Annotated in this window: 14 protein-coding genes; 5 read left to right on the forward strand and 9 right to left on the reverse strand. The window is 62.0% G+C overall.

Annotated elements, in window-relative coordinates; genetic code table 11:
- The first annotated feature begins 27 nt into the window (after positions 1–27).
- The 5 genes from R1T40_RS19990 (at position 28) to R1T40_RS20010 (ending at position 6786) form a co-directional block, all read left to right on the forward strand.
- Positions 28–3039, forward strand: a complete 3012-nt coding sequence (locus R1T40_RS19990; protein ID WP_106163848.1) for a formate dehydrogenase subunit alpha — start codon at positions 28–30, stop codon at positions 3037–3039.
- Between the two features lie 12 nt (positions 3040–3051).
- Positions 3052–3645 carry a formate dehydrogenase FDH3 subunit beta gene (gene fdh3B / locus R1T40_RS19995; RefSeq protein WP_106163847.1) on the forward strand — a complete coding sequence of 198 codons (594 nt, stop codon included), beginning with the start codon at positions 3052–3054 and terminating at the stop codon, positions 3643–3645.
- Between the two features lie 118 nt (positions 3646–3763).
- Positions 3764–4978, forward strand: a complete 1215-nt coding sequence (locus tag R1T40_RS20000) for a formate dehydrogenase subunit gamma (protein ID WP_317385396.1) — start codon at positions 3764–3766, stop codon at positions 4976–4978.
- Between the two features lie 323 nt (positions 4979–5301).
- Entirely contained in the window at positions 5302–5427 is a 126-nt protein-coding gene (locus tag R1T40_RS20005; RefSeq protein WP_279327903.1) for a hypothetical protein, read from the forward strand.
- Between the two features lie 9 nt (positions 5428–5436).
- Positions 5437–6786: a sigma-54-dependent transcriptional regulator gene (locus tag R1T40_RS20010; protein WP_106163845.1), complete on the forward strand. Its 1350-nt coding sequence runs from the start codon at positions 5437–5439 to the stop codon at positions 6784–6786.
- A gap of 57 nt (positions 6787–6843) precedes the next feature.
- On the opposite strand, the gene R1T40_RS20015 is transcribed toward R1T40_RS20010, so the two are convergent.
- The 9 genes from R1T40_RS20015 to R1T40_RS20055 all read right to left on the reverse strand — a co-directional run bounded on the left by R1T40_RS20015 (position 6844) and on the right by R1T40_RS20055 (position 15930).
- On the reverse strand, positions 6844–8823 hold the full coding sequence (locus R1T40_RS20015; protein ID WP_317387011.1) for a sensor histidine kinase: 1980 nt from the start codon (positions 8821–8823) through the stop codon (positions 6844–6846).
- Positions 8824–8969: 146 nt separating this feature from the next.
- Positions 8970–9701, reverse strand: coding sequence for an SDR family NAD(P)-dependent oxidoreductase (locus R1T40_RS20020; protein ID WP_317385397.1), 732 nt, complete (start codon positions 9699–9701; stop codon positions 8970–8972).
- Positions 9698–10420, reverse strand: a complete 723-nt coding sequence (locus R1T40_RS20025; protein ID WP_317385398.1) for an SDR family NAD(P)-dependent oxidoreductase — start codon at positions 10418–10420, stop codon at positions 9698–9700. Before R1T40_RS20025 ends, R1T40_RS20020 begins: the two co-directional genes overlap by 4 nt.
- Positions 10417–10980, reverse strand: coding sequence for a DUF3833 domain-containing protein (locus tag R1T40_RS20030; protein WP_317385399.1), 564 nt, complete (start codon positions 10978–10980; stop codon positions 10417–10419). Before R1T40_RS20030 ends, R1T40_RS20025 begins: the two co-directional genes overlap by 4 nt.
- Positions 10977–12197 (reverse strand): MFS transporter, encoded by a 1221-nt coding sequence (locus tag R1T40_RS20035; RefSeq protein ID WP_317387012.1) that lies wholly within the window; start codon positions 12195–12197, stop codon positions 10977–10979. The genes R1T40_RS20030 and R1T40_RS20035 overlap by 4 nt, the downstream gene beginning before the upstream one ends.
- A complete protein-coding gene (locus R1T40_RS20040; RefSeq protein ID WP_317385400.1) occupies positions 12197–12709 on the reverse strand; it encodes a chalcone isomerase family protein in 513 nt (170 codons plus the stop codon). The genes R1T40_RS20035 and R1T40_RS20040 overlap by 1 nt, the downstream gene beginning before the upstream one ends.
- Entirely contained in the window at positions 12699–13859 is a 1161-nt protein-coding gene (locus R1T40_RS20045; protein ID WP_317385401.1) for a cyclopropane-fatty-acyl-phospholipid synthase family protein, read from the reverse strand. The genes R1T40_RS20040 and R1T40_RS20045 overlap by 11 nt, the downstream gene beginning before the upstream one ends.
- Positions 13859–14623 (reverse strand): DUF1365 domain-containing protein, encoded by a 765-nt coding sequence (locus tag R1T40_RS20050; RefSeq protein WP_317385402.1) that lies wholly within the window; start codon positions 14621–14623, stop codon positions 13859–13861. The genes R1T40_RS20045 and R1T40_RS20050 overlap by 1 nt, the downstream gene beginning before the upstream one ends.
- Positions 14620–15930 (reverse strand): NAD(P)/FAD-dependent oxidoreductase, encoded by a 1311-nt coding sequence (locus R1T40_RS20055; RefSeq protein ID WP_317385403.1) that lies wholly within the window; start codon positions 15928–15930, stop codon positions 14620–14622. The genes R1T40_RS20050 and R1T40_RS20055 overlap by 4 nt, the downstream gene beginning before the upstream one ends.
- Positions 15931–16072 lie beyond the last annotated feature (142 nt).

Genomic DNA, 16072 nt, shown 5'->3' on the forward strand with positions numbered 1-16072 from the left:
TGCAGGGACAAGCAAGGGAGGTTTAAAATGCTTAGGAAAAAGACCAACGGGGTAGCGCGACGCCCCCAGCGGACCAGTATCCTGTCCAAGGTCGGCGAAACAGCCGTCGACCGCCGCGCGTTCCTGCGCGGCTCAGGCCTTGCCATCGGCGGGCTTGCAGCGATCAGCGCCACCGGCGGGACCGTGACGCAGGCCAATGCGGCGGCTTCGGCAACCGGTAAGGTCGAAACGATCAAATCTGTCTGCACCCACTGCTCGGTCGGCTGTACCGTGATTGCCGAGGTGCAGGATGGTGTCTGGACCGGCCAGGAACCCGGTTGGGACAGCCCCTTCAACCTTGGCTCGCATTGCGCCAAAGGTGCATCGGTACGCGAACACGCCCACGGCGAGCGTCGCCTGAAGTACCCGATGAAGAAAGAAGGCGGTGAGTGGAAGCGTATCAGCTGGGAACAGGCGATCGACGAGATCGGCGACGGCATGATGCAGATCCGCGAAGAAAGCGGCCCTGACAGCGTCTATTGGCTCGGCTCGGCCAAGCACAACAACGAACAGGCCTATCTGTTCCGCAAGTTTGCCGCCTACTGGGGCACCAACAACGTGGATCACCAGGCGCGGATCTGTCACTCCACCACCGTTGCGGGTGTTGCGAACACATGGGGCTACGGCGCCATGACCAACAGCTACAACGACATTCATAACTCCAAGGCGATCTTCATCATCGGCGGCAACCCTGCCGAGGCGCATCCGATCTCGCTCTTGCACGTGCTGAAGGCCAAAGAGCAGAACAACGCGCCGCTGATCGTGTGCGATCCGCGTTTCACCCGCACCGCGGCCCACGCGGACGAATATGTCCGTTTCCGTCCCGGCACCGATGTGGCGCTGGTCTGGGGGATCCTGTGGCACATCTTCGAGAACGGTTGGGAGGACAAAGAGTTCATCCGCACCCGTGTCTGGGGTATGGACCAGATCCGCGACGAGGTCGCCAAATGGACGCCCGAGGAAGTCGAGCGCGTGACCGGCACCCCCGGCAGCCAGCTCAAGCGCGTGGCGCGGACCATGGCGAACAACCGTCCCGGCACCGTGATCTGGTGCATGGGCGGCACGCAGCACACCAACGGCAACAACAACACCCGTGCCTACTGCATCCTGCAGCTGGCGCTTGGGAACATGGGCACCGAAGGTGGCGGCACCAATATCTTCCGCGGCCACGACAACGTGCAGGGCGCAACCGACCTTGGCGTTCTCAGCCACACGCTGCCGGGCTACTATGGCCTGTCGGCTGGCGCATGGGGCCATTGGAGCCGTGTCTGGGGTGAGGATATCGACTGGCTCAAGGGACAGTTCGAAACCGTCAAATCCGCCGACGGCAAGGACAAGAACCTGATGAACCTGACGGGCATTCCGGTGTCCCGCTGGATCGACGGTATCCTTGAGGACAAAGAGAACATCGACCAGCCCAACAATGTGCGGGCCATGGTTCTCTGGGGCCACGCGCCGAACTCTCAGACCCGGATGACGGAGATGAAGACGGCGATGGAAAAGCTCGACATGCTTGTCGTGGTGGACCCATATCCGACCGTCTCTGCCGTGCTGCATGACCGGACTGATGGCGTCTACCTGCTGCCCGCCTGTACTCAGTTCGAGACACGCGGCTCGGTAACGGCGTCGAACCGGTCGCTGCAGTGGCGCGACAAGGTGGTCGAGCCTCTGTTCGAGAGCCTGCCGGATCATGTGATCATGGCGAAATTCGCCAACAAGTTCGGCTGGGCAGATCGTCTCTTCCGCAATATCGAGATGGAAGACGCCGAGACCCCCAATATCGAGAGCATCACGCGCGAGTTCAATCAAGGCATGTGGACGGTGGGTTACACCGGCCAGAGCCCGGAACGCATCAAGCTCCATATGGCGAACCAGCACACGTTTGACCGCACCACGCTGCAAGCGGTCGGTGGTCCGGCGGATGGCGATTTCTACGGTCTGCCGTGGCCCTGTTGGGGCACGCCGGAGATGAACCATCCGGGCACGCCGAACCTCTATGACATGTCCAAGCCGGTGGCGGATGGCGGTCTCTGTTTCCGCGCCCGCTTTGGTGTGGAGCGCGATGGCGACAATCTGCTTGCCGAGGGCGTCTCGAACCCCGGTGCGGAAATTCAGGATGGCTACCCTGAGTTTACCATGCAGATGCTGGTCGACCTCGGTTGGGACAAGGACCTGACCCAAGAGGAGAAAACCGTCATCGCAGGTGTCGCGGGCGTGCAGCTCGATGGCATGGGTGAAGCCGGAACCAGTGGTACTGGCAATCAGGGCGCAGGCGAAGAAGTGGGCGAGCAGTCCATGTCTCCGTTCCCGTCTGATTTCAACACCAAGACCGCTTCGGTGAACTGGAAAACCGACCTTTCGGGCGGTATCCAGCGGGTCGCGATCAAACATGGCTGCGCCCCTTTCGGCAACGCCAAGGCCCGTGCTGTGGTGTGGACCTTCCCGGATCCGGTGCCGCTGCACCGCGAGCCGCTCTACACCAACCGGCGTGATCTGGTGGCGGATTATCCGACCTATGAGGATCGGAAATTCTACCGTCTGCCCACCATGTATGCCTCGATCCAGAAGAACGATGTCTCCAAGGAGTATCCGATCATCCTCACGTCCGGCCGTCTGGTCGAATATGAGGGCGGCGGCGACGAGACCCGGTCAAACCCGTGGCTCGCCGAACTGCAGCAGGACATGTTCATCGAGATCAATACGCGTGACGCCAACGACATCGGCGTGCGCGATGGCGCTCAGGTCTGGGTCGAAGGCCCCGAGGGCGGCAAGGTCAAGGTGATGGCAATGGTGACCGAACGGGTAGGGGCCGGCGTGGCCTTCATGCCCTTCCACTTTGGTGGTCACTTCCAGGGCGAGGATCAACGGTCCAAGTACCCGGATGGCGCCGACCCCTATGTTCTGGGCGAAAGCACCAACACGGCGCAGACCTACGGCTACGACTCGGTCACTCAGATGCAAGAGACCAAGGCCACCCTCTGCAAAATCATGCCAGCGTAAGGAGACGGATAAATGGCACGAGCTAAATTCCTGTGCGACGCCGAACGCTGCATCGAATGCAACGCCTGCGTCACCGCGTGTAAGAACGAGCACGAGGTGCCCTGGGGCATCAACCGGCGCCGTGTTGTGACCATCAATGATGGCAAGCCCGGTGAACGGTCCATCTCGGTCGCCTGCATGCATTGTTCCGATGCACCCTGCATGGCGGTCTGCCCGGTGGATTGTTTCTACCAGAACGAGGAAGGGGTGGTTCTCCACTCCAAGGACCTCTGCATTGGCTGCGGCTACTGCTTCTACGCGTGCCCCTTTGGCGCGCCGCAGTATCCGCAGGCGGGCAACTTCGGCTCCCGCGGCAAGATGGACAAATGTACCTTCTGTGCCGGTGGTCCCGAAGAAAACAACTCGCAGGCCGAGTTCCAGAAGTACGGGCGCAACCGGATCGCGGAAGGCAAATTGCCGATCTGCGCCGAGATGTGCTCCACCAAAGCGCTCCTGGCGGGTGATGGGGACGTGGTGTCCTCGGTCTACCGTGAGCGTGTGGTGGCCCGTGGCTTTGGTTCCGGCGCATGGGGCTGGGGCACAGCCTACGAACAGAAGGGCGGCTGACGCCGGCCTTTGTTCTCAAGGCACGCCGACAACAGGAGGCGGCCCGCCATGCGGCGGGCCCCTTCCGGTGTGCCCTCTATTCAATTTTTCAAATCCGGCTTAACGGGGAGTTCCATCCATGCCGCGCCTGATTTTCGTATTCGTTCTGAAGCTGGCCTTGATGTGCGGCCTTTCGGCCTATGCACAAGACGCCGCCCCGACTGCCCCCGACCGCAGCGCGACGGGTGGGGCGCAGACGCTGGAGGACATCATGGCCCGCCAGCGTGGCGAGCCGATTGACGATCGATTCCGCAGTGAGGCCACCGGCAGCCCGGACGCGGCCGCCGCGATCAACGAGCACTTGGGCACCCTTGGTGGCCAGTCCGACCCGGAGCTGTGGCGGGCCTTGCGCTACAATTCTGCCGACATTCGCGTCTCGGCGGGCGGCGAAGTGGCCACTGTTCTGGTGCAGGATGGCGGCATGAGCTGGCTGACCTTCCGCGAAGGACCGTTGCGCCAATATGGCGGTTGGCTGCTCCTCGGCACGATGGGGGCGTTGGCGCTGTTCTTCCTGCTGCGAGGGCGGGTGCGTGTCGATGGCGAACAAACCGGTCGCACCGTGACCCGTTTTGAGTTCATCGAGCGTCTGGCCCATTGGATGCTGGCGGGATCTTTCATTCTGCTCGGGGTGACCGGCCTTTTGACGCTGTTCGGACGTGTGGCGATCCAGCCCTATCTGGGCAAGGACGTGAATTCCCTGCTGCTGATCGGCTCCAAATGGATCCACAATTCGGTGTCCTGGGCCTTCATGCTGGCCCTGATCATGGTGTTCTTCATGTGGGTTGCGCATAACATCCCCAACAAGCTCGATCTGGTCTGGATCAAGCAGTTTGGCGGCATCGTCGGCAAGAAACACCCGCCGGCAAAGAAGTTCAATGCAGGCCAAAAGGTGATCTTCTGGTCGGTGATCTTGTTCGGCGCGTCGATATCAATTTCCGGCCTGTCGCTGCTGTTCCCGTATGAACTGCCGCTCTTTGCCAAGACCTTCAGCATCCTCAACGATCTCGGCCTGCCGCAATGGCTGGGGTATGGTGCCTTGCCGACCGAGCTGGCGCCGCAGGAGGAAATGCAGTTGGCGCAGTTGTGGCATGCCATCGTGGCCTTTGTGCTGATGGCGATCATCATTGCGCATATCTACATCGGCACGGTGGGCATGGAAGGGGCCTATGATGCCATGGGCACCGGCGAGGTGGACGAGACTTGGGCGCACCAGCACCATTCGATCTGGCTTGAGGAAGTTCAGGAGAAGGAGCGGGCGAAGTCCGGGACTACGGGCGCTACTCCGGCAGAATAGGACCATGGGGCGACTGATACCTGGCCTGCGCCTTGTGACGTCGCCCCGGTTGGCAAACCGGAAGACGGAGATCATCACTGGGAACCGCAAGGGGATGCTACAGGGCTCTTCCCTCGGGTGATCTTCCTTCTGATGTGCGTTCAAAAATGAGGAATGCCTTGAACGTTGGGGCTATAGATGTGCTTTTAGTTCACCGGCTGGAGCGCTATATTACGGCCTGCCGGCTTCAATGAAACCAATGACGCAGATCGCGGCCCACATCGACCGGGCGGATCTGCAAGACCACCTGACAACTGCGACAACACACCAAGAGGACATCTGATATGAAAGCCATGCTTGCGGGCTTTGCCCTCATCGCCGTGATCGCCGTCGGCGCGGACTTTGCGCTGGAGCGTGCAGGGTTCTCCGCGCAGGATCAAAACTCTGGCGCTGCTGTACGCCTGAACTGATTGTATCCCATGAACGTCACCGCCCTTCGCGATGAGTATTCCGCGTCGCTGTCCTCTGCGTCGATCCTGGTGATTGATGACGAACCGGGCATGCGCCATTTCATGACCAAGGTGCTGGAGCCTCATTGTAAGCGGGTGGAGCAGGCAGCTTCGGCGAAGGACGCCTCTGACATCCTCGACAAGGCGCATTTCGATCTGATTGTGCTGGACAATATCATGCCCGGAAAGACGGGGCTTGAGTGGGTCGCCGAGCAGCGCCGAGTGGGGCTTTTTGCAGATACCATCCTGGTGACGGCCTATGCGGATCTGGACACTGCCATTCAGGCGTTGCGGATCGGGATTGCGGATTTCGTGCTCAAACCTTTTCGCGCCAATCAGATCCTGAACGCGGTAGCGCGGGCGCTGGATCGCAAGTATTTGCGCCGCGAAAACTACCTGCTGAAACATGAGCTGTCGGCAGAGAACGCGGGCGCGCGCGGGCGGTTGCTGGGCAAATCCGTGGCCATCGGCAAGGTCCGCCAGATGCTGCAACGTCTGGCACCGCTGCCGACGCCGGTACTGTTCACAGGGGCGTCCGGCACCGGCAAGGAGATTGCGGCGCGCACGCTGCATTCGCTGTCTGACCGGGCCGAACAACCCTTTGTTGCCGTCAATTGCGCCGGCTTGTCGCCGGATCGGCTGGCGGAGGAATTGTTTGGCGTGATCGATGCGCAGGACCGCCGCCGCGACGGGCTGTTCCTGCACGCCGATGGCGGCACGCTGTTCCTTGATGAAGTGGCGCAGATGCCCGAACAGGTGCAGGCAGCGCTGTTGCGGGTGCTGGAGGATCAGAAGGTGCGTCCGGTGGGAGCAGAGCGGGACATTCCGCTGAATTTGCGCTTTCTTTTTGCCACCAATGCGGACCTGCAGCAGGCGGTCGAAAGCGGGCGGTTCCGCGCCGACCTCTATCACCGCATCAATGTCGTGAATATCGAGATGCCGCCCCTGCGACAGCGCATCGAGGATATCGTCGAGCTGGCGGCGCTGTTCACGGAACAATTCGCCCTCAGCCTTGGCATGCCAACCTTGGAGCTGGATGAGGAGACATTGCTGAAATTCTCCCGCTACGACTGGCCCGGCAATGTGCGGGAACTGCGCAACCTTGTCGAACGTTCGGTGATCCTTGGTGCCTTTCCAGAGGAATTCACAGGCACTGGGTCCGTCACCGGAGTGGAGGCGGTCGAAAACCTCGATATGGTGATGCAGCGCCATATCATGCATGTGCTCGATGCCTGTGAGGGCAATCGGGCAGAGGCGGCGCGGCGGCTTGGGGTCTCGCGCAAGACCATTGACAGGAAATGTGCCAGCTGGGGCGTTTGAAAGGCCTTTGCCAACGGCTGAGTGCAAATCCTGACAGCGGTGTGTCGGGACGCTGTGCTAGTGCGGGGCGTTGAGATCTGCGGCGGACGATGAAGGATCCGGCAACCAGATCAGGAACTCTGCGCCACGCGCTTCTCGGTTATGCACCGTGATGCGGCCCCCGGCGCGCTGGATCAAAGTCTGGCTGATCGACAGGCCAAGCCCGGTGCCCTCTCCTTGTTTGGTGGTGAAGAACGGATCGAAAATATGATCGATCCGCTCGGATGGAATGCCGGGACCGGTGTCTGCGATGCGCAGGGCGGTGCCGTTCTGACCCTCACGGGACGTCGCCCCAACAGAAATCGCCAGGGTACCCCGTCCATCCATCGCCTGGGTGGCGTTGATGATGATGTTGATCACAACTTGCTGTAACTCACCGGGGTCGATGCGGACGCAAGGTGTGTCGTCGAACTGGGTAAGGACCCGGATCTCCTGCTTCGAGATCACATGATCCACCAATACCAGACAATCCCGAACCACGGCGGCCACGTCTACATGTTCCGCAAAGGTGCCAAAGTCTGATGGCCTCGCGAATTGCAACAGCTTTCCGACGATGGCACCGATCCGCATCACCTGATTGTCGATCAGATCGAGTTCGGTCTGCACCGGGTCGGCGGCCTCGCCGAGCGTCATGCGCATCACATCCACATTGCCTTGGATAACGGCGACCGGATTGTTGATCTCATGCGCAACGCCGGCGGTGATTTCACCGATCGACGCCAGCTTTTCGCTCATCACCAACTGCCGGAACGTCTCCTCCAGTTTGGTGTTGGCGACTTTCAGCTCCCGGGTGCGTTCCTCGACGCGGGCGTTCAGCTCGTCCGCCCAGTTGCGCAGGCGCTTGTCCCGTTCCTGTACCTGATCCAGCAGAGTGTCGAGATGGCTGGCGACCTGGCCGATTTCGTCACTGCGCCCGATGGTGCCATTGCGCGCAGTCAGATCGCCGCGCTTCACCCGCGCCATGGTGCGGGTCATGCGTTCGAGCGGGGCAAAAATCCCCTTGGCCAGCCACAGGAACAACGGCGCGGTCAAGGCGATGACCAGAACAAAGGCGCCGGCAACCGTCCAGTAGGCGGCTCTCTTCGCGGTCTGATAGGGGGCCTCCAGAAAGCCGACATAGAGCATACCGACCCGTTTCCCGAAACTGTCGGTCAGGGGCATGTAGCCTGAGATATACCAGTCGTTCACGACAAAAGCACGATCAAGCCAGGTCTCGCCGTCGCCTAAAACGGCGCCGCGCACGGCAGCCGAGACCCGCGTTCCAAGCGCCCGCACATCTTCGAACAGACGTACATTGGTCGAAATGCGGGTGTCGTCGAGAAACAGTGTTGCGGTGCCCTGACGGCTGACATCCGATTGCCCGTGCAGATAGACCAGCGCATTGATGGTATCGATGAAATCAAGGTTGCGGTTCAGCAGCAATCCACCAACCAACACCCCGTCGGCGCCGCTGACGCGCACCGGGGCGGCGGTATGGACGACCATGCCCCGATCCTCGACGTCGTGATCGGTGGGGGCAGCTGCTTCGGTCTCGATCAGGTCTATGCTCGCCTGCGCTGCCAGAGCATGAGACACATCCATAAGTTCTGCGGCAGAGAAGATATCTATTTCCGACGCCATGCGGCCAGCAGCGGCCTCGTGGATGACCGGCCATTTCGCCTTGGCCGCCGTCAAGGCGTCGCCTTGCAACAGATAGAGGAAATCGAGCTGCAACGCGCTCTTTTGGGTGGTGAGAAAGCGGTCAACCTGAAGCGCGCCGGAGGACAGCACCGTTGCCAGACGCGCCGAATCTGCCAATCCCTGCAAGGTGCGGGCGGAGTTGCCCTGGAGTTGGCCGAGGTATTGTTCGGCGATCCGCAGGTCACTTTCGACATTGGCGATCAGGACCTTGTCGTAATCTGCATTCCATCGCGCCATCGCGACGACCATCAGCAGCGGCATCAGGACACTAAGGGGCAGCAACGCAAGGATTAGCAGGCGCAGGCGAACGGATTTCAGCACAAGCGATGGTCTCCTTGCGGTGCCACCGACGCAGGTGGCAATAGTCCGTCAGTGTCGCCGGATCGACGCCGGGGGGCAAGACCACAGGCGAGGCCCGAACGGACCCGACAAAGTGGCCTCGCACTGGCAGCGTTTGGATGATGTTATTCTGGGATTTTCTGACCGGCCCAATCAAACTGTCCGCCACTGTCCTTTGGGTTCAATCCGTCAAGCACCCCTTGCAGACAGTTGGCGGCATAGTCGGGGGCGAACAGTTTGTCCTCGGGCACATTGGACTGAAACGGGGCCGACAAACCTGTGTCGACGGTTCCCGGATGCAGGCAGACACAAATCGCATCCGGGTTCTTGCGCGCCACCTCGATCGCATAGTTGCGCATCAACATGCACAGCGCGGCCTTGGACGCGCGATAGGCATGCCAGCCGCCAAATCCATTGTCGGAAATTGACCCGACCCGCGCGGACAATGCCGCAAAGACCGTGCGGCCCTGACGCGGCATCCGCCCCAGCAGGTGTTTGGCCACCAGCCCGGGGCCGAACGTATTGACGCGGAACACCTGTTCGAACGCGGCCATACTTTGCTGGCGATAGGATTTTTCCGGCTTCAGCCCTGTTTCGGGGTCGCTCAGCAGGCCGGTGGCCACCAGAACCAGATCCGGTTCTCCCAGCTGTGGCGCCAGCGCTTCAAGGTCCGTCTCGGAGGTGATGTCGGCGCGGTGCGGAGTGATCTTCTCGCCGGTTGGCAATGCATCTACGCGGCGCCCGACGGCATGGATGCGGGTGACGCTGTCGCGAGCGGCGTAGGCCGCGACCAGCGCACGCCCCAGCCCTCCTGACGCGCCGAAAATGACGACTTCGCGGGGAGTGCTCTGCGTCATATGAGCCTCGTGACAAGTTTGCGTGGCAGATACGCCGCGATACGAAAGACCCAGGAAAATGGCGCGGGAAAGGCGCTTTGAAACCGGTTTGAGCGCAGCGCTTTCATGCAACAGGCCGCAGCGTCCTCGGGGCTTTGAATCATCGGCATCGTGAAGTCGTTCTTCGCGGTCAGCCGGGTCTTGATGAAGCCGGGGTTTATCACCTGAACCTTCACATCCGTATCACGCAGATCACGGTGCAGGTTTTCGCCCAGATGCATCACCGCCGCCTTGGAGGCACCATAGCCGATGGCACCGGGCAAGCCGGTGTAGCCAGCAAGCGAGCCGATCAGGGCGATATGCCCGCGCCCCCGCTGTGCCATGCGCGGGGCCACTCTGCCCAGCACACGCATAACCCCCATGAAGTTCACCTCACAGATTTCTTCGGCTGCCTCGGGCTCCCAGTCCTGAACCGTCATCGGATCATAAAGACCGGCGCAATAGAGCACCGCATCCGCGTCTTGGGCCGCCTCTGCCGCTGCCGTCACGGATCGCGCGTCGGTCACATCCATCGGCAACGGCACGGCGTCGCGCAGCTCACCGGCCAATTCCGTCAACCTGTCCGGGTTTCGGGCGGATAGGATCAGCCGCGCGCCTTCGCGGTCCAGCGCCGTGGCCAACGCACGACCGAGACCTTCGCTGGCGCCGATGATCCACCAGGTCTTTCCTTCAAAACTCATTGCTCTGCCTCCGTGTCCGAGGCCGGGCGAATGGTGGCGATCAGCTCGGCCACCTTGACGCCGAACTTGCGCATCTCGGAGCGGTTCATAATGGTGCCGTTCTCCATCAGATACATCCAGTCGGTGACGTCCAGCACATGCCCGCCGCCGTCCTCGGGCAGACGGATGCGATAGTCGAGCCGCACGCTTGAACCGGAGTGCTGGCCGCGCCCTGTGCCTATGATATCGTCCGCTTCGGCAGTGAAGGCGCCATCCGGCCCGGCGGTGAGGATCCATTTTCGCGCCTGCGTGCCGCCGCCTGCATATTGGAAGTCTTCGCTCAGCGTGCCGCTGTCGCCCTCCCACTCGCCGGTCATTTCCGCCACGAAACGCGATACCACGCGCCCGGTGGGACCGTAAATCATCCCTTCGGAGATGAAACGCCCGCTCAGATGTTTGCGGATGTCAAAGGCGGGCCCGGTGTTCGCATAGTCCGAGGGCCGCTGGGCACGAAAGCCAAATCCGGGGCGCAGCAGCAGGAGGAGCAGCACGAGGATGATAAGAGCAAGCAGGAGCTTCATGCAGAAACCTCTTTCCGGGGGAGTTGCAGCGCCAGCACGATGGCGACGCATTTGATGAGACAGGGCAGCACTGCGTAGCCCAGCGTTAGCGCGGTGAGGGCGGCGTCGGAATTCGTGGCACCGGGGCGGTAGCCGCTGATTTCCAGCAGGGGCAGCAACAGCACGGCCGCGCTGGCCAGCGCCAGTTTGGCGGCAAAGGACCAAAGGCCAAAGGCGCGACCCGCCTGCAGCCCGGCGCGGTTCAATGCGCCGGCAAAGAGCACCGGCAGGATCACCATATCGGCGCCAAGTGCTGCACCGGAGCCGAGGCAGATCAGCGCAAACCCGAAGGCCGCCTCTGTGGGCAGGGCCGCAGCGCCGATAAAGGCCACGATGGCCAGCCCCATGGCGGGCACCAGCACCCGGGCCGGGCCGAAGCGCGCAGAGGCGCGGGTCCAGAGTGGGACCGATATCCCTGCGGCAAGGAAAAACAGGATGAGGAAGGGACCAGCCAGATCCGGCAGGCGCAACCGGTCCTCGACGAAGAACAGGAACAGGGTCGAGGTGATCGCCACCGGCAGAGCGTTGACAAAGGCCAACCCCAGCAGGCCAAGCGCGCCGGAGCTGCGCAGCTCTGACAGGGACAGCGGGCGTTCTGCCGGTGCCGAGACACGCCAAAGGGGGCGGCTCACCACGAGGGCGATCAGGCAGACCGCTGCCAGCAACAGGCCAAAGGCGCTGTAGCCGCTGCCAGATGCGCCAAGGGCCACCAACGCGGTCGGTGCGGTTGCAGCGAGGATGATCCCGCCCAACGTGCCGGCCTCGCGATAGCCTGCAAGTCGGATCAGCCCATCGGGGCTGCCGGCGAGGGCAGCGCTCTGGCCATAGAACAGGATGGTGCCAAGGCTATATGCGGTGAAGACCAGAACCAGCGCCGCGATCAGCCAGGGGATCGTGCCTGTTTCCGGGCGGAGGGTGTAAAGCATCACGAAACCGACCCCCATGCCAAGCGCGGCCAGCACCGCAAAGGCGGGTTTGCGCGCGGGGTAGCGATCAACCAGCCAGCCAAGCGCCGGGTCCTGAGCAAAATCCATCACGCGGATGCCCGCCAGGATCACCCCGAGGGTCGCAAGGCTCAGCCCCAGCTCACCGGTGGCATAGCGCGGCAGATGGATATAGAGCGGCAGACCGGCGGCCGCCAGCATCAGCGCATAGGTGCTGACGCGCCAGGGATGCATCATTCGCCCCGCAACTGGGCCGAAAGGCGCGCGGACCGGCTGTTGGGCGACAGCCATATCCCGAGGAACCGCTTGCGCAGATCCGGGTGGGAGACACGGCAGGTCCGCGCGCCATTTAGGCGCATTTCGACGGTATCCGGCGTGGTGGACACGGCCACGTAGTGGTCCCCGTCACCCACGGCGCGAAAGCAGGTGGCCAGTTTTTTCAGCATTTGCGGTTGATCGGAGCGCTTGCCCTCGATGCGCTGCAACTCCTTGCGGGTGCCCTGCAACAGATCCTCGGCAGAGAAGCCGCGCGCGTAGTCCAGTCGCAACGACAAGGGCCGGTCCCAGTCGAATTGATCGGCCCCTTCGGTGTGCAAGGTGGCGGTATAGACCTCAAAGCCGAGGAACCGCAGGGTGGCCTGCCCCAGTGGGACGGGCGCGCCAAGGCCGGTGCCATTGGCATGGCTGATGGCGGGGGCTCCAAGGGTCAGGACCAGTGCAAGTACCGCGCGGAGATCAACTCGCATGGGCCAGCTCCACCTGTACCACATCTGTTTGACGGGTCTCGAACGAGGCAGCGCAGATCTGCAGGTAGAACTGCCAGTTACGCAGGAAGCTCTGGTCGTAGCCAAGCCCCATAACCTTGTCCGAAGCGGCGCTAAGCCGATCCGACCACATGCGGCAGGTGCGGGCGTAATCGAGACCAAAGCCAAAGTTGTCGGTGACCTTCAGGCCTGCCTGCTGGGCGTGATGGGCGATCATCGCATTGGACAGCAGCATGCCACCGGGGAAGGTGTACTGCCGGATGTAATCTGACCCTTTGCGATAGATGTCGAAATAGGCGTCGGGCACCGTGATGGCCTGCACGACTGCGCGGCCGCTCTCGGTCAGACGGTCCTTCAGCATGGCGAAATACTGTGGCCAATACCGCTCGCCCACCGCTTCGATCATCTCGATCGACACGATGCCGTCGAATTTGCCTTTGGTGTCGCGATAGTCGCAGAGCTGAATTTCCGCCCGCCCGTCAAGCCGCGCATCGGCAAACCCGTGCTGGCTGGGCGAGATGGTGATACCGGTCACATGGCGGCCATGATCGGCCGCACGTTCGGCAAATCCACCCCAGCCGCAGCCGACCTCCAGGATACGTTCGGCGTCGCTGGCACGGTTGAGGATGCGGTCGTACTTGCGGTGCTGGGCATCCTCCAGACTGCGGTCGCCGGGGGCAAAGAGGGCCGAGGAATAGGTCATGCTTTCATCAAGCCAGAGCTGATAGAACTCATTGCCGACATCGTAATGCGCCTTGATGTTGCGGCTGGCGCCACTGCGGGAATTTGCGCGTAGCAAACGGTCCACGACACGGAATTTCAACGTGGCCAGCGGGCTCGGGTAGGCAAAGGCCTCAAGATAGTCGAGGTTCAAAAGCGCCACCTGGGTCACCGCCTCGATCGATGGTGTATCCCAAAGGCCGGCGACATAGGCCTCGCCCAGTCCGATGTCGCCGCGCGAGGCCAGCGCTGTGACCACTGACCAGTCGTTGATCTGCATTTCGGCTTCGGGCGCGCCTTGACCAAAATCATGCACTTCGCCTTCGGGCGTGATCAGCCGCAGGCTGCCGCGTCGTATCCTGGCACAGCTATCGAGAAAATCGCGTTTGACGCGGTTGGTGATGAACAGCATCAGCTTACCTCCTGTTCGGGCGGAAGCGGGCGTCTTCTGTAGCGCGCGCCCTTGAGTTTGAGTTTGAGCGCCTGCCAGTGGATCAGCGCGATGGTGCGCATGGCGCCCAGCGGGCGGCGCAGGGCGGCGGTGATCAGCCGGGAATTGCTCAGGGGATGACGGTCTCCGATCAGCGTGGCGATGACGCCTTCGGAGCCGTTTTCATGGGCAATCCGGATTGCGATCCGATCCTCCCCGATATCAAACGTAAACCGATATGCGCCCGCGACCTCCTGAAAAGGTGAGACATGCATGATTTTCTGTGCAGTGAGGCAGGATTTCGCCGTGATGGGGGCAAAGTCGGGCAGGGCGCAGAGATAGCTGTGCCGGTCGCCAAAGGTGTTGGACACCTCGGCAATCACCGCCCGCAGCGCGGTGCCGTCCATCGCCAGCCAGAAGCTGACCGGGTTGAAGATATAGCCGAGGAATGAAGGCTGGGTCAGCAGCATGACGCGCAGCCCGGAAAGTGGCAGCCCGGCCTGCGTCAGGATCTCCTCGGCCCAGACCACACCGCGCCCCTGTCCGGGCGCGCCTCCGTGGCTGCGGTCCTGCACGGAAGCCAGGTTCCAGCGGTTGCGCGAGAACAGGCGCGGCCCGTCTGCGGATTTCGGGTCCAGCAGCACATAATCGACGCTGTAGCGAAATGAATTGCGGATGCTGCCACGCCGGGCGTGGGTGGTGTATCCTGCCACATGTTCAGGCCATATGTCGGTGCTGGCGCTCATGCCAGGACCTCTTGCGTATCACGGCTCGGCAGGTGACGGGCCTCCAGCGCACGGGCCACGCGGACCGCGCTGGCAAAGCCGTCCTCGTGAAAGCCATGGCGCAGATAGGCCCCGGCGAACCAGGTGTTGTTCTGTCCCTGCATCGCCTGCACCGCGTTTTGTGCCCGGACCGCAGCGCGGTCGAAGACCGGGTGGCGAAAGGTCTTTTCATCGTAGATCAGCTTTGCGTTCACCTCCTGCACGGGGTTCAGCGACACAAACAGCGGATCGTTTTCCGGCAGGTTCTGCAGCCGGTTCATCCAGTAGGTGACGCCGATGGCGGGGCGGTCGTCTTGCTGGTCGGCCTTGTAGACCCAGGAGGACCAGCAGGCGCGACGTCGCGGCATCTGTCCGGCATCTCGGTGCAGGATCATTTGGTTGTCCTGATAGCGCATGACCCCAAGGGTGGCCTGCTCCTGCGTGGTTGGACGCGCCAGTAGGCGGAGTGCGTCGTCGGAATGGCAGGCAAAGATCACTTCGTCAAAGCCCTCCGACTGGCCATCGGGTAGATGCAGGGTAACGCCGCTGTCGTGACGCTCGACCGAGCGCACGGGGCAGGCGGCGCGCAGATCAACGCCGATTTTTTCCAGATGGGCACAGAGGCGGGTGACATATTCGATGCTGCCGCCCTTGACCGTCCACCACTGGTGCTGCCCCGCAGCGGACAGCAGCGCGTGATTGCGGAAGAAGCGCACCAGAGAGCGGGCCGGAAAATCGCGGATTTCTTCCGGCGGGGTGGACCAGATGGCGCCACAGATCGGCATCAGATAGTAGCGTTGGAACCACTCACCGAGAGACAGCTCCTTGACCAGCTCGCCGATAGTGGTGCTGTCGTCGCGGGCTGCGCCTTCGGCGCGGGCATTGAAGCGCAGAATATCGCGCACCATGCCAAAGAAGGCCGGACGTCCAAGGTTGCGCCGCTGACCAAACAGGGCCGTGAGGTCCTTCAACCCGTATTCCACCGCGCCGTTCTGAATAGTGGCGCCAAAGGACATGTCGCTGCGCACGACTGGCACATCGAGTTCGTTGAACATGCGCGTCAGATGCGGGTAGTTCACGTAGTTGAATACGATGAAGCCGGTGTCGACCGGCTGGTCACCGCGAATGCCTGCTGTGACCGTGCGCGCGTGCCCTCCAAGACGCGGAGCGGCCTCGAACAGCGTCACGTCATGACGCGGCCCAAGACACCACGCCGACGCCAGTCCGGAAATCCCCCCACCCACGATTGCAATTCGGCGACGCTGTGACGAGAGGGCATCAAAAGACATGTAAACTCCATTGGTTTTGATGATCTTACGCAAGGCGCGGCCCGGTTGGATCAAAAAAGCAAAAAAGAAAAACGTGGCAGGGTTTCTCGTCGCTTTACGAATTTTTTGCGGGGTACAGAATTTTTGATCCAGCCGGAGCGGG

Origin of the sequence: Tritonibacter scottomollicae (assembly GCF_032924845.1) — a bacterium.
GTDB classification, from domain to species: Bacteria; Pseudomonadota; Alphaproteobacteria; order Rhodobacterales; family Rhodobacteraceae; genus Epibacterium; species Epibacterium scottomollicae.